Here is a 17,471-nt window from a genome sequence, read left to right on the forward strand (position 1 = left end):
CGACGACGGGAGAGCCGATGCGTACGCCGCGCCAGCCGTCCCAGCACTCCGCGAATGGCCAGAACTGGTCCTTCATGGATGCTCGCCCTGCCGCGCAGGGTATGTACGACCCCCGCAACGAGCACGACGCCTGCGGCGTCGGCTTCGTGGCCACCCTCACCGGCGAGGCGAGCCACGCGCTGGTCGAGCAGGCGCTCACGGTTCTGCGCAACCTGGAGCATCGCGGTGCCACCGGATCCGAGCCCGACTCGGGCGACGGCGCCGGCATCCTGTCCCAGGTCCCGGACGCCTTCTTCCGTGAGGTCGCCGGGTTCGAGCTGCCCGGGGCCGGTTCGTACGCGGTCGGCATCGCCTTCCTGCCGGAGGACAGCGCCCACGCTGTCTCACAGATCGAGACGTTCGCCGCGGAAGAGGGCCTCACCGTCCTCGGCTGGCGCGACGTCCCCGTCGCCCCCCAGCTGCTCGGCGCCACCGCCCGCTCGACGATGCCGGCCTTCCGCCAGCTCTTCGTCGCCGGACAGGACGCCGCCACGGGCATCGACCTGGACCGCAGGGCGTTCGTGCTGCGCAAGCGCGCCGAGCGCGAGGCCGGTGTCTACTTCCCGTCCCTGTCGGCCCGCACCATCGTCTACAAGGGCATGCTGACCACCGGCCAGCTGGAGCCCTTCTTCCCGGACCTGTCCGACCGCCGCTTCGCCTCCGCGATCGCGCTCGTGCACTCCCGGTTCTCCACGAACACCTTCCCCAGCTGGCCGCTCGCCCACCCGTACCGCTTCGTCGCGCACAACGGCGAGATCAACACGGTCAAGGGCAACCGCAACTGGATGAAGGCCCGCGAGTCGCAACTCGTCTCCAGCCTGTTCGGCAGCGAGAAGCTCGACCGCATCTTCCCGGTCTGTACGCCGGACGCCTCCGACTCGGCGTCCTTCGACGAGGTCCTGGAGCTGCTGCACCTCGGCGGCCGCTCCCTGCCGCACTCCGTGCTGATGATGATCCCGGAGGCCTGGGAGAACCACGCCTCCATGGAACCGGCCCGCCGCGCGTTCTACCAGTACCACGCCACGCAGATGGAGCCCTGGGACGGCCCCGCCTGCGTCACCTTCACCGACGGCACCCAGGTCGGCGCGGTCCTCGACCGCAACGGCCTGCGCCCCGGCCGCTACTGGGTCACCGACGACGGCCTCGTCGTCCTCGGCTCCGAGGTCGGCGTCCTCGACATCGACCCCGCAAAGGTCGTCCGCAAGGGCCGCCTGCAGCCCGGCCGCATGTTCCTCGTGGACACCGCCGAGCACCGCATCATCGAGGACGACGAGATCAAGGCCGCCCTCGCCGCCGAGAACCCGTACGCGGAGTGGCTGGAAGCCGGCGAGATCGAGCTGTCCGACCTGCCCGAGCGCGAGCACATCGTGCACACGCACGCCTCGGTCACCCGCCGCCAGCAGACCTTCGGCTACACCGAGGAAGAGCTGCGCGTCATCGTCGCGCCGATGGCCAGGGCCGGCGCCGAGCCGATCGGCTCGATGGGCACCGACACGCCGATCGCCGCGCTCTCGCAGCGCCCGCGGCTGCTCTTCGACTACTTCACGCAGCTGTTCGCGCAGGTCACCAACCCGCCGCTGGACGCCATCCGCGAGGAGCTCGTCACCTCCCTGCGCTCGTCGCTGGGCCCGCAGGGCAACCTGCTCGAGCCGACCGCCGCGTCCTGCCGCAGCGTCACCCTGCCGTTCCCGGTGATCGACAACGACGAGCTGGCCAAGCTCATCCACATCAACGCCGACGGCGACATGCCGGGCATGAAGGCCGCGACGCTGTCCGGCCTGTACCGGGTCTCCGGCGGCGGCGACTCGCTGGCCGCCCGGCTCGAGGAGATCTGCACGGAGGCCGACGCCGCCATCGGCAACGGCGCCCGGCTGATCGTCCTGTCCGACCGGCACTCGGACGCCGAGCACGCGCCGATCCCGTCGCTGCTGCTCACCGCGGCCGTCCACCACCACCTCATCCGCACCAAGCAGCGCACCCAGGTGGGCCTGCTGGTCGAGGCCGGCGACGTCCGCGAGGTCCACCACGTGGCCCTCCTCATCGGCTACGGCGCCGCCGCCGTCAACCCCTACCTGGCGATGGAGTCCGTCGAGGACCTGGTCCGCGCGGGCACGTTCCTTCAGGGCATCGAGCCCGAGCAGGCCATCCGCAACCTGATCTACGCCCTCGGCAAGGGCGTCCTGAAGGTCATGTCCAAGATGGGCATCTCGACCGTCGCCTCCTACCGCGGAGCCCAGGTCTTCGAGGCCGTCGGCCTGGACCGGGCCTTCGTCGAGAAGTACTTCAGCGGCACCGCGACGAAGATCGGCGGCGCCGGTCTCGACGTCGTCGCCGAGGAGGTCGCCGCCCGCCACGCCAAGGCGTACCCGGCCTCCGGCATCGCGCCCGCGCACCGCGCCCTGGAGATAGGGGGCGAGTACCAGTGGCGCCGCGAGGGCGAGCCGCACCTGTTCGACCCGGAGACGGTCTTCCGCCTCCAGCACTCCACGCGCACCCGCCGCTACGACATCTTCAAGAAGTACACGGACCGCGTGAACGAGCAGTCCGAGCGCCTCATGACGCTGCGCGGCCTGTTCGGCTTCACCTCCGGCCGCGAGCCGATCTCCATCGACGAGGTCGAGCCGGTCAGCGAGATCGTCAAGCGCTTCTCCACCGGCGCCATGTCGTACGGCTCCATCTCCAAGGAGGCGCACGAGACCCTGGCCATCGCCATGAACCAGCTGGGCGGCAAGTCCAACACCGGTGAGGGCGGCGAGGACGCGGACCGGCTGTACGATCCGGCCCGCCGCTCGTCGATCAAGCAGGTCGCCTCCGGCCGCTTCGGCGTCACGTCCGAATACCTGGTCAACGCCGACGACATCCAGATCAAGATGGCGCAGGGCGCCAAGCCCGGCGAGGGCGGCCAGCTGCCCGGCCACAAGGTCTACCCGTGGGTCGCCAGGACCCGGCACAGCACCCCCGGCGTCGGCCTGATCTCCCCGCCGCCGCACCACGACATCTACTCCATCGAGGACCTGGCCCAGCTGATCCACGACCTGAAGAACGCGAACCCGCAGGCGCGGATTCACGTCAAGCTGGTCTCCGAGGTCGGCGTCGGCACGGTCGCCGCGGGTGTCTCAAAGGCGCACGCGGACGTGGTGCTCATCTCCGGCCACGACGGCGGCACCGGTGCCTCCCCGCTGACCTCCCTCAAGCACGCGGGCGGCCCCTGGGAGCTCGGCCTCGCCGAGACCCAGCAGACGCTGCTGCTCAACGGCCTGCGCGACCGCATCGTCGTGCAGACCGACGGCCAGCTGAAGACCGGCCGCGACGTCGTCATCGCCGCGCTGCTCGGCGCCGAGGAGTTCGGTTTCGCGACCGCGCCGCTCGTCGTCTCCGGCTGCGTCATGATGCGCGTCTGCCACCTGGACACCTGCCCGGTCGGCATCGCCACGCAGAACCCGACCCTCCGGGACCGGTTCGCCGGCAAGGCCGAGTACATCGTGAACTTCTTCCAGTTCATCGCCGAAGAGGTCCGCGAGATCCTCGCCGAGCTGGGCTTCCGCTCCATCGAGGAGGCCGTCGGCCACGCGGAGGCGCTCGACGTCGCCCGCGCCGTCGACCACTGGAAGGCGCAGGGCCTGGACCTGTCCCCGCTGTTCTACGTGCCCGAGCTGCCCGAGGGCGCGGCGCTGCACCAGGTCATCCAGCAGGACCACGGCCTGGAGAAGGCGCTCGACAACGAGCTGATCAGGCTCGCCGGCGACGCGCTGGCCGCGAACTCCGCCACCGAGGCCCAGCCGGTCCGCGCCCAGGTCGCGATCCGCAACATCAACCGCACGGTCGGCACCATGCTCGGCCACGAGGTGACGAAGAAGTTCGGTGGCGCGGGCCTGCCCGACGACACCATCGACATCACCTTCACCGGCTCCGCGGGCCAGTCCTTCGGCGCCTTCCTGCCGCGCGGTGTCACGCTGCGCCTGGAGGGCGACGCCAACGACTACGTCGGCAAGGGCCTCTCCGGCGGCCGGGTGATCGTCCGTCCCGACCGGGGCGCCGACCACCTCGCCGAGTACTCCACGATCGCGGGCAACACGATCGCGTACGGCGCGACGAGCGGGGAACTCTTCCTGCGCGGCCGCACCGGCGAGCGCTTCTGCGTCCGCAACTCCGGTGCCACGGTGGTGTCCGAGGGCGTGGGCGACCACGGCTGCGAGTACATGACCGGCGGTCACGCGGTCGTGCTCGGCGAGACGGGCCGCAACTTCGCGGCCGGCATGTCCGGCGGCGTCGCCTACGTCATCGACCTGCACCGCGACAACGTGAACGTGGGCAACGTGAACGCCGTCGAGGCCCTCGACGACACCGACAAGCAGTGGCTGCACGACGTGGTGCGCCGCCACCAGGAGGAGACGGGCTCGACCGTCGCCGAGAAGCTCCTGGCCGAGTGGGACACCGCGGTGGGCCGCTTCAGCAAGATCATCCCCAGTACGTACAAGGCAGTGCTCGCCGCCAAGGACGCCGCCGAGCGAGCCGGTCTCTCCGAGACCGAGATCACCGAGAAGATGATGGAGGCGGCGACCAATGGCTGATCCCAAGGGCTTTCTCAACCACGGGCGCGAGGTCGCCAGGTCCCGCCCCGTCGAGGAGCGCGTCAGGGACTGGAACGAGGTCTACGTCCCGGGCTCGCTGCTGCCGATCATCCCCACGCAGGCCTCGCGCTGCATGGACTGCGGCATCCCGTTCTGCCACAACGGCTGTCCGCTTGGGAACCTGATCCCCGAGTGGAACGACTACGCCTACCGCGAGGACTGGCAGGCGGCCTCGGAGCGCCTGCACGCGACCAACAACTTCCCGGAGTTCACCGGCCGCCTGTGCCCGGCGCCCTGCGAGTCGGCCTGCGTCCTCGGCATCAACCAGCCCGCCGTGACCATCAAGAACGTCGAGGTCTCGATCATCGACAAGGCGTGGGACACCGGGGACGTCGCCCCGCGGATCCCCGAGCGCCTCAGCGGCAAGACGGTCGCCGTCGTCGGCTCGGGACCGGCGGGTCTCGCCGCCGCCCAGCAGCTCACCCGGGCCGGTCACACGGTCGCGGTGTACGAGCGCGCGGACCGCGTCGGCGGCCTCCTGCGGTACGGCATCCCCGAGTTCAAGATGGAGAAGCGGCACATCAACCGGCGCATCGAGCAGATGCGCGCGGAGGGCACCCGCTTCCGTACCGGCATCGAGATCGGCCGCGACCTCAAGGCGACGGACCTGCGCAAGCGGTACGACGCCGTGGTCGTCGCCGCCGGCGCCACCACCGCCCGTGACCTGCCCGTCCCGGGCCGCGAACTGAGCGGCATCCACCAGGCGATGGAGTACCTGCCCCTCGCCAACAAGGTGCAGGAGGGCGACTTCGTGACGCCCCCGATCACCGCCGAGGGCAAGCACGTCGTCGTGATCGGCGGCGGTGACACGGGCGCCGACTGCGTGGGCACCGCCCACCGTCAGGGCGCCGCCTCCGTCACGCAGCTGGAGATCATGCCGAGGCCCGGCGAGGACCGCGCCCCGCACCAGCCGTGGCCGACCTTCCCGATGCTCTACAAGGTCACCTCCGCGCACGAGGAGGGCGGTGAGCGGGTCTACTCCGTCAACACCACCCACTTCGAGGGCGACGAGGACGGCAACGTCCAGTGGCTGCACCTCGTCGAGGTCGAGTTCGTCGACGGCAGGCCGACCCAGAAGCCGGGCACGGAACGGAAGATCCCCGCCCAGCTGGTGACGCTGGCGATGGGCTTCACCGGCACCGACGTCCAGAACGGCCTGGTCTCGCAGTTCGCCCTCGACCTCGACGAGCGCGGCAACATCGCCCGCGACGGCGACTACCAGACCAACGTGCCCGGCGTCTTCGTCGCCGGTGACGCGGGCCGCGGCCAGTCGCTCATCGTGTGGGCCATCGCGGAGGGCCGCTCGGCCGCCCGCGGGGTCGACCGCTTCCTGACCGGTGCCAGCGACCTGCCGGCGCCGATCCGCCCGACGGACCGTTCCCTGATGGTCTGAGAGCCGGACGCTCCACCCCCACAGACGTCCCGTACAAAGGCGTGCGGAACTGAACGCGGCGCCTGCCCCGTCCCCGACCGGACCTGGGCGGGCGCCGTGGTGCGTCCGCACCCGGGCCGGCTACTCCACCCGGTACGGCTCCCCGTACACCTTCCACTCCAGCGGGGTGTCCAGATCCAGGTTGCCGTCGTAGAGGAAGCGGCGCTGGGCGGTGTCGATGCGGGTCGTGTCGCGGTGGTCGGCAGAGGCCTTCATGGCGCGACGGCGGACGTCGAGGAAGACGTCGAGGTACTCCTTCTCGGAGCCGCCCTCGGCCGGGGTGTCCGCCTCCGCGACGGCCCGCTCGCGCAGGCCGTCGAAGCCGTCGGGGCCGCGGCCCGCGCCGTGCATGACCATCGCGTCGTAGTAGACGAACTGCCCGAGCGTGCCGAGGCCGTCGCGCTCGGCGCGCCGGACCGCCGGACGGAAGTACACGCGGTCCCGTTCGGCGTCCTGAACCCGGCGGAACGCCGCGACGCCGGCCTCCGCCCGCCAGGCAGCCGTGAACCCCGGGCCGAGGCCGCGGTGGGAGTCCGTGCCGTCGACGTCGCGCAGCGCCGGGAGGTAGCGGGCGAGGCGGTTGCCGGGGTGGCCCTTCGTGTAGCGCTCCACCACGGTCAGCAGGTCGTGGGTGCCGGAGCAGAAGCCGACGATGCCCGCGGTGTAGCCCCGCCCGTCGCCGATGTCCTCGATGTAGCCGTACTGTCCGCGCCAGTCGAGCGTGGAGTTCTCGGCACTCGACACCAGCTGCTGCGCCAGTTCCTTCTTGTCCGGCGCCGCCAGCCCGGCTTGCCGGCGGGCGGTCCGCCCGCCGCCGGCCGCCGGTTCCGCCTTCGCGCTCCCGGGCCCGGCGTGCCGTGACGCGGTGGCCCGGCCCTTGTCGTGCTGCGTGCCGGGGTGACCGGCCGGCGCGCACGAGACGGCCGCCGCGGCCACGAGAGGGACGGTGGCCCACAGCAGGCCGACGGCACGTTTCATGCAGCACAGGGTACGGCGGCACCGGGCACGGAGGCGGACCGGGCCGGGCGCCGCCGGCCGCGAGGCAGCGGACCCGGCCAGGAACAGCGAACGCAGGCCGGAGGGGTGGGGTGGGCCCCGGGTGACGTGGGCACGGTGACGTAATCTCGGCACCCGCGTCACCCCACGACGCCCCGGGAAGGGAGCCCGTATGACCGGAATCAGCCTCACCGAGGTGGCGGAGACGGCGCCCGCCCTGGTCAGCCTGTACAAGACCGCGGGGCTCTCCCTCACCAGGAACGGGCTGGACGGCCAGCGGGCCGCCGTCTACCTCGTCGTCGATTACTCGGGCTCGATGAAGCCGTACTACAAGGACGGCAGCGTGCAGGCGCTCGCCGACCGCGTGCTCGGTCTCGCGGCGCACTTCGACGACGACGGGACGGTCCCGGTCGTCTTCTTCTCGACCGGCATAGACGCCGTCACCGACATCGCGCTCGCCGGGCACCGGGGCCGCATCGAGCAGATCGCGGCGAGGCTCGGGCACATGGGCAGGACCAGTTACCACCTGGCGATGGACGCGGTCATCGACCACTACCTCGACAGCGGCTCCACGGACCCGGCCCTCGTCGTCTTCCAGACCGACGGCGGACCGATCAACAAGCTCGCCGCCGAACGGTACCTGTGCAAGGCCGCGAAACTGCCGCTGTTCTGGCAGTTCATCGGCTTCGGCGACCCGGGCAGCAGGCAGTTCGAGTTCCTGCACAAGCTCGACGAACTCGCCGTACCCGAGAAGCGGGTCGTCGACAACGCCGGCTTCTTCCACGCGGGCCAGGAACCGCGCGAGGTCTCTGACGCGGAGCTGTACGACCGCCTGGTCGGCGAGTTCCCGCAGTGGCTGGCGGCGGCACGCGCGCGGGGGATCGTCCGGTGATCCGGCCGCTGCCCGCCGCGGGGCGGGTTGCCGTGCCCTGGAAGGACGGCGGCGGCGCCACGCGCGAGATCGCGGCCTGGCCGCAGGGCGCGGACATGACGGACTTCGCCTGCCGGGTGAGCCTCGCCGAGGTCGGCGCGGACGGACCGTTCTCCGCGTTCCCCGGCGTCGACCGCACCCTGACCCTCGTCGAGGGCGCCGGGATGGACCTGACGGTGGGCGGCGAGCGCCGGCTCGTCGACACGCGCCACGCCCCGCAGCACTTCCGCGGTGACGAGCCGACCCACTGCCGGCTCATCGCCGGGCCGGTGGTGAACCTCAACGTCATGTGGAGAAGGGACGGCGGCCGTCCCGCCCCGACCGTCGCGGTGGTACGCGGCACGCTGCCCCTGACCGCCGCGCCCGCGCTGGTCGTCGCGCTCGACGGGAGCGCCGAGGTGGCCGGAGCGACCCTCGGCCCCTACGACGCGGTGCTGCTGACCGGCGCGCCAACCGTCCTGCGCGCGACGGGCCGCACGGCCGTCATCGGCAACGTGCCGCGGGACTGACAGCCCCGGGAGATCCGCCCGGTCGTCGACTCCCGCGCCGTCAGGGGCGCAGGGTCGCCCTTCCCGCCGGCGGCGCGCCCGGCCTGCCCGCGCCCGGTACGGGCCGGGGACGCGGATCACGGCTCCGACGGGGAGCAGTACCGGGAACTCACCGGCCGCGACCACCCCCACCGAGGACACCGGCCCGGCACTCGGACGGCGTGCCCCACGCGGTCCGCAGGGCGCGGGCCCTGGTCAGCCACAGCGAGAGGTCGTACTCCGCGGTGTAGCCGATCGCGCCGTGCAGCTGGAGGGCCGCCCGTGCCGTCGCGTACGCGCTCTCGCAGGCCGTGACCTTGGCGGCGGCCACGTCGGCGGGGTCCATGGTGACGGCGGCGCCGAACAGCAGCGGCCGGGCGAACTCCAGGGCCGTCTTGGCGTCCGCGAGCCGGTGCTTGACGGCCTGGAACGAGCCGACGGGAACACCGAACTGGGTGCGCCGCCCCACGTACGCGACGGTCCGCTCCAGCAGCGCCAGCCCGATGCCCAGGGCCTGGGCGGCGGTGGCGAGCCGGGCCCAGAGGAGGGCGCGGGCGCTCGCGCGGGTGACGCCGGGACCCGCCGCGAGGACCTCACCGCCCGGCAGGGGGCGGGTCAGCCGGCGGGCCCGGTCCAGGGAGCCGTGCACCGGACCGTGCCCTGGGGCCGCCCGCAGCTCGTCCCCGGTCACCACCAGGATCACCCCGGCCGCCTCGCCGTCCAGCACGCATGCGTCCCCGAGGGCCAGTGTGGCGAGGGTCCCGCCCGACACCAGCGCCGGCAGCAGACGCCCGGCCGGCCCCGGGGCGCCGAGCTCCGCCAGCAGGACGGCGGCCGCCGCCGTCTCCACCAGCGGCCCGGGAACCCCGTGCCGCCCCAACTCGACGAACGCCACCGCGAGTTCCACGGGAAGCGGGCCGACCCCCTCGTACGTCTCGGACACCGGCAGCGCGAAGACGCCCGCGTCGGCGAGCCGGGACCACAGGACGCGGCCCGGCGCGCGGTCGCCCGCACCCCACGCCCGGACGACGGCGGGTGTGTCCGCGGACGTCAGCATCGCGTCGAGCGAGCGCGCGAAGGCCCGCTGCTCGGCGTCGAGGAGGAAACGCATCAGCGGCGGCCCTTCGGCAGGCCGAGCAGCCGCTCGGCGACGATGTCGCGCTGGATCTCGTTGGTGCCCGCGTACAGCGGGCCGGCCAGCGCGAAGACGTACCCCTGCGCCCAGCCGGTGCCCGCCGACTCCCCGTCCGCGCCCAGCAGATCGAGCGCCGTCTCGTGCAGCGCGATGTCGTACTCGGACCAGAAGAGCTTGTTCAGACTGGACTCCGCTCCGAGCGCCTCGCCCGCGGCGAGACGGGACGCCTGGGCGCAGGCGAACAGCTGGTAGGCGCGGGCGCCGATCACCGCGTCCGCCACCCGGTCCCGCAGGGCCGTGTCCGCCGGATCGGCGTGGGCGCGCCACAGCGCGGTCAGCCGGCCAGCGGCGGCGAGGAAACGGCCGGGGGAGCGGAGCGTCAGACCGCGTTCGTCGCCCGCCGTCGACATGGCGACCCGCCAGCCGTCGCCCGGCTCGCCGATCACGTCCTCGTCCGGCACGAAGACCTCGTCCAGGAAGATCTCGGCGAAGGCGGGTTTCCCGTCGAGGCGGCCGATGGGCCGGACCGTGACGCCGGGCGCCCGCAGACCGAACATCAGATACGTCAGCCCCAGGTGCCGTTTCGGCGCGGCCGTGTCGCTGCGGAACAGTCCGAACGCCCGGTCCGCGAACGCCGCCCGCGACGACCACGTCTTCTGCCCGCTCAGCAGCCAGCCCCCGTCGGCGCGCACCGCGCGGGAGGTGAGCGAGGCCAGGTCGGACCCCGCCTCCGGCTCGGACCACGCCTGCGCCCAGACGGTCTCGCCGCGGGCCATGGGGGGAAGCACGCGGGCCCGCTGCTCCTCGGTGCCGTGGGCGAAGAGCGTCGGGGCGAGCAGGCTGACGCCGTTCTGGCCGACCCTGCCCGGGGCGCCGGCCGCGTAGTACTCCTCCTCGAAGACCAGCCATTGGAATACGTCCGCGTCCCGGCCGCCGTACTTCGCCGGCCAGGACACCACCGACCAGCGGTCGGCGGCCAGTTCGGCCTCCCAAGCGCGGTGCGCGGCGAAGCCCTTAGCGGTCTCCAGGGAGGGCAGCGGCGCCGGCGGGACGTGGCGCGCGAGCCAGGCCCGGGCCTCGGCGCGGAACGCCTCGTCGGCGGGGGAGTGCGTGAGGTCCATGGACGGCACCCTTCGGTGGCGGGCTGGGGACGGCGGCGGGAATCGTGACGGCGGCGGGAATCGTGACGGCGGCGGAAATCGGGGCGATGGCCGGTATCGGGCGCTGGTGGCCGCGGGACGGCGGCGGTCGCGGGACGACGGAAGCCGCGGGGCGATCGCGGCCCGGCTTCCCTAACAAGTGTTTGGTAGGTTAGCTTGGAGGCATGAGCGACGTCGAGAGTCCGGCGTACGTGCCCGGGCACGGGCTGCTGAGGGGCCGCACCGCCGTCATCACGGCCGCGGCGGGCGCCGGCATCGGCGGGGCCACCGCACGCCGCTTCCTGGAGGAGGGCGCGCGCGTGCTGATCAGCGACGCGCACACACGCCGCCTCCAGGAGACCGCCGCCGCCCTCGCCGAGGAGTTCGGCGCCGCGCACGTGGCCGCGCTGCCCTGCGACGTCACCGACGAGACCGAGGTCCAGGCCCTCTTCGACACCGCGACCGGACTCCACGGCCGCCTGGACATCGTCGTCAACAACGCGGGCCTGGGCGGCACTTCACCCCTCGTCGACATGACCGACGAGCAGTGGTCGAAGGTGCTCGACGTGACACTGACCGGCACGTTCCGGTGCACCCGGGCCGCACTGCGCCGGTTCGCGGCGCACGGCCGGGGCGGAGCGGTCGTCAACAACGCCTCCGTCATCGGCTGGCGCGCCCAGGCCGGGCAGGCGCACTACGCGGCGGCCAAGGCCGGGGTCATGGCGCTCACCCGGTGCGCGGCCGTGGAGGCCGCCGCCCACGGGGTCCGGGTCAACGCCGTCGCCCCGAGCCTCGCGATGCATCCGCACCTGGTGAAGGTGACCACCCCCGAACTCCTGGCGGAACTCACCGCCCAGGAGGCCTTCGGACGGTACGCCGAGCCCTGGGAGGTGGCCAACGTGATCGTCTTCCTGGCGTCCGGCTACTCCTCGTACATGACCGGCGAGGTCGTCTCCGTCAGCAGCCGGCATGCGTAGGACGAAGGGCCGAGGGACCACAATGGACCCGTGCCTACCAAGAAGAAGTCCCAGGTGACCGCGTCACCGGAGCGACGCCGTGAACTGCTCGGCACGGCCGCCGAGGTCTTCGCCGAACAGGGCTACAACGCCACCACCGTCCGCAAGATCGCCGACCACGCCGGAATGCTCGCGGGCAGTCTCTACTACCACTTCGACTCCAAGGAGTCGATGCTGGAGGAGATCCTGCGGACCTTCCTCGACGAGCTCTGGGACGGCTACGACACCGTCCTCGCCGCCGAACTCGGCCCCAGACAAACCCTGGAGGCCCTGGTCACCGAGTCCTTCCGGGAGATCGACCGGCACCGCGCCGCCGTCGCGATCTACCAGAAGGAGTCGAAACACCTCGCCGCGCATGAGCGCTTCGCCTTCCTCGCCGCGTCGCAGCGCAACTTCGAGAAGGCGTGGCTCAGCACCCTGGAGCGCGGTGTCGCCGCCGAGGTCTTCCGCGCCGACCTGGACATCCGGCTCGCCTACCGGTTCGTGCGCGACACGGTCTGGGTCGCCGCGTCCTGGTACCGGCCCGGCGGGCAGCACAGCCCGGAGGAGATCGCCCGGCAGTACCTGTCGATGGTGCTGGACGGGATCTCCCTACGCGACACGTGAACCCCGGAGGGACACCGTCATGGCCGAGGCCTACATCGTCGAAGCGGTCCGCACACCCGTCGGGCGACGGGGCGGGGGACTGGCCGGCGCCCACCCGGCGGACCTCGGCGCGCACGTCCTCAGGGCCCTCGTCGCACGGTGCGGGGTGGATCCGGCCGCCGTCGAGGACGTCGTCTTCGGCTGCCTGGACACGGTGGGCCCGCAGGCCGGGGACATCGCCCGCACCTCCTGGCTGGCGGCCGGACTGCCCGAGGAGGTGCCCGGTGTCACCGTCGACCGCCAGTGCGGATCCTCCCAGCAGGCCGTCCACTTCGCGGCCCAGGCGGTCCTCTCCGGCACGCAGGACCTGGTGGTCGCGGGCGGCGTCCAGAACATGACCCAGATCCCCATCGCCTTCGCCTCCCGGCAGGCCGCCGAACCGCTCGGCCTCACCCAGGGCCCCTTCGCGGGCAGCGAGGGCTGGCGGTCCCGCTACGGCGACCGGCCCGTCAACCAGTTCCACGGCGCAGAACTGATCGCCGCCACGTGGGGCATCACCCGCCGCGCCCAGGAGGAGTTCGCGCTCCGCTCCCACCAGCGGGCCGTACGCGCCCTGGACGAGGGCCGCTTCGCCCGCGAGACCGTGGCGTACGGGAAGGTCACCGCCGACGAGGGCCCGCGCCGGGACACCTCGCCGGAGAAGATGGCCGCCCTGAAGCCGGTCGTCGAGGGCGGCACGATCACCGCCGCCTGCTCCTCCCAGGTCTCCGACGGCGCCGCCGCGATGCTGCTCGCCTCCGAGCGGGCCGTACGGGACCACGGGCTGACCCCGCGCGCCCGGGTGCACCACCTCTCCGTACGCGGTGAGGACCCCGTCCGCATGCTGTCCGCGCCCATCCCGGCCACCGCGCACGCCCTCAGGAAGACCGGCATGACCCTCGACGACATCGACCTCGTCGAGATCAACGAGGCCTTCGCACCGGTCGTCCTCGCCTGGCTCGCGGAGACCGGAGCGGACCCGGACAAGGTCAACGTCAACGGCGGCGCGATCGCACTGGGCCACCCCCTCGGCGCCACCGGCGTGAAGCTGATGACGACCCTGCTGCACGAACTGGAGCGCACCGGCGGCCGCTTCGGGCTCCAGACCATGTGCGAGGGCGGCGGCCAGGCGAACGTGACGATCATCGAGCGGCTCTGAACTTCCCCCGGACCGGCGGGCCCACCCGGGACAGCCGGTCCGGACGGAGGTGATCTGGGGGTGGGTGTCCCGGGGGGGTGTCTCGGGGGTGGGCGCTCCGGGGTGGTGTCTCGGGGCGGGTGCGAGGGGGTGGGTGCTCCGGGGGCGGGTCTCTCGGGGGTGGGTGTTCGACGCGCGGTCTCAGGGTGTGGGTGCCCAGGGCGCGGGACTCAGAGGGTGGGTGCCCCGGACGGGGGCGCCCCGGGGGCCGAGGCCTCGGGTGTCGGCAGCGCGTGCAGTGTCGCGTGGGCCTGCGCCATCACCCGCTCGACCAGCTCCGCGCACGAGGGCAGATCCTCGATCACACCCGCGACCTGCCCCGCCGCCATCACCCCGAGATCCGTACGCCCGTCGACCATCGACGCCTTGAGCAGCATGGGCGCGTTGGCGGCGAGCAGGACCTGGCTCCAGGTGAGGTCCCTGCCGTGTCTCATGGCGAGCCCGTCACGCATCATCCGGGACCAGGAGAGACCGGAGACTCTCCGGAACCCGGCGGCCCGGCGGAGCGCCCGGACCAGGGACGCCGTGCGGCCCGCGCCCTCCAGGGAGTCGACGAGGTCCGTGCGCAGCATGCGGTGCGGCAGTCCGTCCACGGCCGTCGTGACCGTCACGTCCCCGACCGCCGCCGCCAGGTACCTCGCCTTCACGGCGTCCGGGACCGTCGAGTCGGACGTCAGCAGGAAGCGCGTGCCCATCGCCACGCCCGCCGCGCCGTACGCCAGTGCGGCCACCAGCCCCCGGCCGTCGTGGAAGCCGCCCGCCGCGACGACCGGGACACCGACCGCGTCCACCACCTGCGGCAGCAGTACGGACGTCGCCACCTCGCCGGTGTGCCCGCCGCCCTCGCCGCCCTGGACGATCACCGCGTCGGCGTCCCAGGCGGCCACCTTCTCGGCGTGCCGCCGCGCCCCGACGGAGGGGACGACGACCACGCCCGCCGCCTTCAGCTCGGCGATCAGCTCGCGCGAGGGGGCCAGGGCGAAGGACGCGACGCGCACCTTCTCTTCGACGAGGATCCGCACCCGGTCGCGCGCGTCCCCCGCGTCCGCCCGCAGATTCACCCCGAACGGCGCGTCCGTACGGGACTTGACCTCCCGTACCGCCTCCCGCAGCCGGTCGGGCGTCATCGTCGCGGAGGCCAGGATCCCGAGGGCGCCCGCGTTCGCCGTCGCGGAGACCAGGCGCGGGCCGGCCACCCATCCCATGCCGGTCTGCACGATCGGGTACCGGACGCCGACGAGCCGGGTGAACGAGGTCTCCATCAGCGCCCGGCCCCACGCGCGGTGATGGTGCCGGGACCGGTGGCCGTGCCCGGACCTGCGACCGCGCCGGCGTCGGGAACCTCGTGGTCCCTGACGCCCTCCGGGTCGATGACCTCGCGCAGCAGCTCCCGCTCCTCCCGCGTCGGTTCCCTGGTGCGGGGCACCTCGTCCGGCACGTGCAGCTCGAACCCCGTCGCCGCCCTGACCTGCTCGACCGTGACACCTGGATGCAGGGAGACGAGGCGCATCGCGTGATCCGGGGTGGCGAAGTCGAAGACGCCGAGGTCGGAGACGACCCGGGGGATGCGGTGAAAGCGGGTGGCGCTCGGTCCCGCCGCCGAGGCACTGTCGTACCCCACCCCGCACACCACGTCGACCGCTACGACGAAGACGCGCGGGGAGTGCTTCGGCACCCAGTAACTGGTCGGATTGTTCAGGGTGTTGACCGGAGCACCCCGCACGCCGAGCAGCTGGCGGGCGGGCCGGGACCAGTCGCCGATGCACGAGATGTTCTGGTTGCCGAAGCGGTCGAGCTGGCTCGCGCCCATCATCACGTGCCGCCGGCCACCCGTCACCATGGCCAGATGCTGCCGGTAGGGCAGCCAGCCCTCCGGAGTGCCGTCCGGCCCGACGAGCATCGCCTCGCCGTCGGTCAGCAGCAGGTCCGGCGCGAAGGTGTGCCTGGCGAGCCGGGCGCCCAGGGACGGGATCACACCCATCGCGGCGGCGAGCACCTCACCGTCGCCCCGCCAGGCCTCGGCGCAGGCGATCACGCAGTACTCGGCGCGGGTGGGCGGCGGGAGAGGTGCCGTGGACCCGGCCGGCGGCGCCCCGGCGGGCGGGGGAGCGGGCGGGGCCGGGGGCGGGGGTGCCGCGGGCGTGCTCACGGGGTCCGCTCCTTCTGCCAGGCCTGGACGGCGCGCTGGTAGGCCCGCTCGTCGCCGTCGAGGAAACGCGCGGCGAACTCGGCGTACGGCGTGGTGGCGTACAGCTTCTGGAAGGCCTCGTCACGGCCGTGGTCCGGGGCGCAGGACGTGAAGTGCGCGCCGTTCGGCGTCTCGATCACCCCGGTCACGTACGACCGCTTCAGCAGCAGCGTCTGGGGCGCGGCCTGCCGGGTCAGGGCGGCGGTGTCCACGAGCCGTTCGCACGAAACGTAGGCGGCGTCGGCGGCCTCGCAGAACAGGTCGTCGAAGTACGGGTCGGGGCCCAGATACCGGCCGTTGCCGAGGCGGTCCGCGCGGTTCATGTGGACCAGCGCGGCGTCCAGGTGCAGTGCGGGCATGGCGACGAACTCCTCCCGGATCCCCGTCGACGCGTCGGCGTACGGCGAAGTGACCGTCCGCAGGCCAGGGTTGACCCGCATCACGGCCGAGCCGAGCCCGGCCCGCACCGGCAGGAAGGGCAGCCGGTTCGCCGCCGCGTGCAGCCCCCACATGAACATCGCCTCGTCGACCTCGGTCAGCTCGAAGTCCGCCCGCTGCCGCGCCGCGCGGTAGTGCGGTTCGAGCGGGATCGAGTCGAGGGTCACGAAGGCGGCGACGAGTCTGCGGATCCGCCCGGCCGCGGCGAGCAGACCGACGTCCGGCCCGCCGTACGACACGACGGTGAGATCACCGATGTTCGTCCGGAGCAGCGCTCTCACCAGAGCCATCGGCTTGCGGCGTGAGCCCCAGCCGCCGATGCCGAGTGTCATCCCGCTCTCCAGCCGGCCGACGGCCTCCTCCGCCGACATCGTCTTGTCGCTCACCGTGCCTCCTCCTGCCTGCCGTGCCTGCCCTGCCCGGCGCCGAAGGTGTCGCGGACGCGGCCGGCGGCCCCGCTGAGATTCGCCTCGAAGGTGAAGCCCTGCTCGAAGCGGTAGCTGCGCCGCACGTCGACGGGGTCGATGCCGTTGATCGCGGCCTTGGCCAGCCGGAGGAGACCGCCGTCCTTGGCGGCCATCTCGCGGGCCAGCGCCCGCGCGGACGCGTCGAGTCCACCGCGCGGCACGACCTGCCAGACCGAGCCGTGCGCGAGCAGCTCGGCCGCGGTCACGGTGCGCGAGGTGAAGTACAGGACGCGCATGAGGTGCGGCGGGACCAGCCGGGCGAGATGCGTGGCGGCGCCGAGCGCGCCCCGGTCCAGCTCGGGCAGCCCGAACGTGGCGTCCTCGCTGGCCACGATCGCGTCCGCGTTCCCCACCAGGCCTATGCCGCCACCCAGGCAGAAGCCGTGCACCGCGGCGACGACGGGGACCTCGCACTCGTACACCGCGGCGAAGGCCTCGAAGCAGCCTCTGTTCGCCCCGATCAGCGCGCCGTGACCGCCGGTGTCCCGCTGCAGCTCCTTGATGTCGACGCCCGCGTTGAACCCGCGCCCCTCGGCCCTCAGCACGACGCAGCGGACCTCGGGGTCGCGCCCGGCCGACCGGAGAGCGTCGGCCAGCGCGAACCAGCCCCGCACCGGCAGCGCGTTCACCGGCGGGTAGTCGACCGTGACTACGGAAATCCCCTTTTCCGGGGACGAGGTGGAGACACCCATGGACGCATCAGCTACCTT

The 17,471-nt window shown here is 72.8% G+C and carries 14 protein-coding genes; 7 read left to right on the top strand and 7 right to left on the bottom strand.

From position 1 onward, the window contains the following. Positions 1–17: 17 nt before the first annotated feature. Both gltB and AC0ZLC_RS24270 read left to right on the top strand, forming a co-directional pair. Positions 18–4,610 carry a glutamate synthase large subunit gene (gltB, locus tag AC0ZLC_RS24265; RefSeq protein WP_476754065.1) on the top strand — a complete coding sequence of 1,531 codons (4,593 nt, stop codon included), beginning with the start codon at positions 18–20 and terminating at the stop codon, positions 4,608–4,610. Continuing rightward, positions 4,603–6,063 carry a glutamate synthase subunit beta gene (locus AC0ZLC_RS24270; RefSeq protein WP_476754066.1) on the top strand — a complete coding sequence of 487 codons (1,461 nt, stop codon included), beginning with the start codon at positions 4,603–4,605 and terminating at the stop codon, positions 6,061–6,063. The genes gltB and AC0ZLC_RS24270 overlap by 8 nt, the downstream gene beginning before the upstream one ends. Before the next feature lie 120 nt (positions 6,064–6,183). Here AC0ZLC_RS24270 and AC0ZLC_RS24275 read toward each other — a convergent pair whose 3' ends face one another. Then, the gene (locus AC0ZLC_RS24275) at positions 6,184–7,080 is read right to left on the bottom strand and encodes a chitosanase (RefSeq protein WP_476754067.1); all 897 of its coding nucleotides are present in this window, start codon (positions 7,078–7,080) and stop codon (positions 6,184–6,186) included. Between the two features lie 190 nt (positions 7,081–7,270). Between AC0ZLC_RS24275 and AC0ZLC_RS24280 the strand changes: the two genes are divergently transcribed. Together AC0ZLC_RS24280 and AC0ZLC_RS24285 are read left to right on the top strand one after the other, a co-directional pair. Continuing rightward, on the top strand, positions 7,271–7,990 hold the full coding sequence (locus AC0ZLC_RS24280) for a vWA domain-containing protein (protein ID WP_476754068.1): 720 nt from the start codon (positions 7,271–7,273) through the stop codon (positions 7,988–7,990). After that, a complete protein-coding gene (locus tag AC0ZLC_RS24285; protein ID WP_476754069.1) occupies positions 7,987–8,538 on the top strand; it encodes a HutD/Ves family protein in 552 nt (183 codons plus the stop codon). Before AC0ZLC_RS24280 ends, AC0ZLC_RS24285 begins: the two co-directional genes overlap by 4 nt. Before the next feature lie 148 nt (positions 8,539–8,686). Here the strand turns inward: AC0ZLC_RS24285 and AC0ZLC_RS24290 are convergent, their stop codons facing one another. Together AC0ZLC_RS24290 and AC0ZLC_RS24295 are read right to left on the bottom strand one after the other, a co-directional pair. Further along, positions 8,687–9,667, bottom strand: a complete 981-nt coding sequence (locus AC0ZLC_RS24290) for an acyl-CoA dehydrogenase family protein (RefSeq protein ID WP_476754070.1) — start codon at positions 9,665–9,667, stop codon at positions 8,687–8,689. After that, positions 9,667–10,812, bottom strand: coding sequence for an acyl-CoA dehydrogenase family protein (locus AC0ZLC_RS24295; protein WP_476754071.1), 1,146 nt, complete (start codon positions 10,810–10,812; stop codon positions 9,667–9,669). The genes AC0ZLC_RS24290 and AC0ZLC_RS24295 overlap by 1 nt, the downstream gene beginning before the upstream one ends. Positions 10,813–11,015: 203 nt before the next feature. On the opposite strand from AC0ZLC_RS24295, the gene AC0ZLC_RS24300 reads away from it, so the two are divergent. From AC0ZLC_RS24300 to AC0ZLC_RS24310, 3 genes are read left to right on the top strand one after another with little or no spacing between them, the layout of a single operon-like run. Further along, positions 11,016–11,807 (top strand): SDR family oxidoreductase, encoded by a 792-nt coding sequence (locus tag AC0ZLC_RS24300; protein ID WP_476754072.1) that lies wholly within the window; start codon positions 11,016–11,018, stop codon positions 11,805–11,807. Between the two features lie 30 nt (positions 11,808–11,837). After that, positions 11,838–12,452, top strand: coding sequence for a TetR/AcrR family transcriptional regulator (locus AC0ZLC_RS24305; protein WP_476754073.1), 615 nt, complete (start codon positions 11,838–11,840; stop codon positions 12,450–12,452). A gap of 19 nt (positions 12,453–12,471) precedes the next feature. Further along, the gene (locus tag AC0ZLC_RS24310; protein ID WP_476754074.1) at positions 12,472–13,629 is read left to right on the top strand and encodes an acetyl-CoA C-acetyltransferase; all 1,158 of its coding nucleotides are present in this window, start codon (positions 12,472–12,474) and stop codon (positions 13,627–13,629) included. 209 nt (positions 13,630–13,838) lie between these two features. On the opposite strand, the gene AC0ZLC_RS24315 is transcribed toward AC0ZLC_RS24310, so the two are convergent. The 4 genes from AC0ZLC_RS24315 to AC0ZLC_RS24330 all read right to left on the bottom strand — a co-directional run bounded on the left by AC0ZLC_RS24315 (position 13,839) and on the right by AC0ZLC_RS24330 (position 17,453). Continuing rightward, complete coding sequence (locus AC0ZLC_RS24315; protein ID WP_476754075.1) at positions 13,839–14,930, bottom strand: NAD(P)H-dependent flavin oxidoreductase; 1,092 nt, start codon at positions 14,928–14,930, stop codon at positions 13,839–13,841. After that, positions 14,930–15,703 carry a CoA-transferase subunit beta gene (locus tag AC0ZLC_RS24320; protein WP_476754159.1) on the bottom strand — a complete coding sequence of 258 codons (774 nt, stop codon included), beginning with the start codon at positions 15,701–15,703 and terminating at the stop codon, positions 14,930–14,932. The genes AC0ZLC_RS24315 and AC0ZLC_RS24320 overlap by 1 nt, the downstream gene beginning before the upstream one ends. Positions 15,704–15,813: 110 nt before the next feature. Continuing rightward, complete coding sequence (locus AC0ZLC_RS24325; protein WP_476754076.1) at positions 15,814–16,680, bottom strand: CoA transferase subunit A; 867 nt, start codon at positions 16,678–16,680, stop codon at positions 15,814–15,816. Continuing rightward, complete coding sequence (locus tag AC0ZLC_RS24330; protein ID WP_476754077.1) at positions 16,677–17,453, bottom strand: enoyl-CoA hydratase family protein; 777 nt, start codon at positions 17,451–17,453, stop codon at positions 16,677–16,679. Before AC0ZLC_RS24330 ends, AC0ZLC_RS24325 begins: the two co-directional genes overlap by 4 nt. Between the last annotated feature and the right edge of the window lie 18 nt (positions 17,454–17,471).

The sequence above is a fragment of the Streptomyces sp. GLSS-08 genome (assembly GCF_056387915.1).

Bases quoted from the DNA above. Each gene is read 5' to 3' on its own strand.
- gltB (WP_476754065.1), top strand. From the start codon at position 18: ATGCGTACGCCGCGCCAGCCGTCCCAGCACTCCGCGAATGGCCAGAAC.
- AC0ZLC_RS24290 (WP_476754070.1), bottom strand. From the start codon at position 9,667: ATGCGTTTCCTCCTCGACGCCGAGCAGCGGGCCTTCGCGCGCTCGCTC.
- AC0ZLC_RS24280 (WP_476754068.1), top strand. From the start codon at position 7,271: ATGACCGGAATCAGCCTCACCGAGGTGGCGGAGACGGCGCCCGCCCTG.
- AC0ZLC_RS24315 (WP_476754075.1), bottom strand. From the start codon at position 14,930: ATGGAGACCTCGTTCACCCGGCTCGTCGGCGTCCGGTACCCGATCGTG.
- AC0ZLC_RS24300 (WP_476754072.1), top strand. From the start codon at position 11,016: ATGAGCGACGTCGAGAGTCCGGCGTACGTGCCCGGGCACGGGCTGCTG.
- AC0ZLC_RS24275 (WP_476754067.1), bottom strand. From the start codon at position 7,080: ATGAAACGTGCCGTCGGCCTGCTGTGGGCCACCGTCCCTCTCGTGGCC.
- AC0ZLC_RS24270 (WP_476754066.1), top strand. From the start codon at position 4,603: ATGGCTGATCCCAAGGGCTTTCTCAACCACGGGCGCGAGGTCGCCAGG.
- AC0ZLC_RS24295 (WP_476754071.1), bottom strand. From the start codon at position 10,812: ATGGACCTCACGCACTCCCCCGCCGACGAGGCGTTCCGCGCCGAGGCC.
- AC0ZLC_RS24310 (WP_476754074.1), top strand. From the start codon at position 12,472: ATGGCCGAGGCCTACATCGTCGAAGCGGTCCGCACACCCGTCGGGCGA.
- AC0ZLC_RS24330 (WP_476754077.1), bottom strand. From the start codon at position 17,453: ATGGGTGTCTCCACCTCGTCCCCGGAAAAGGGGATTTCCGTAGTCACG.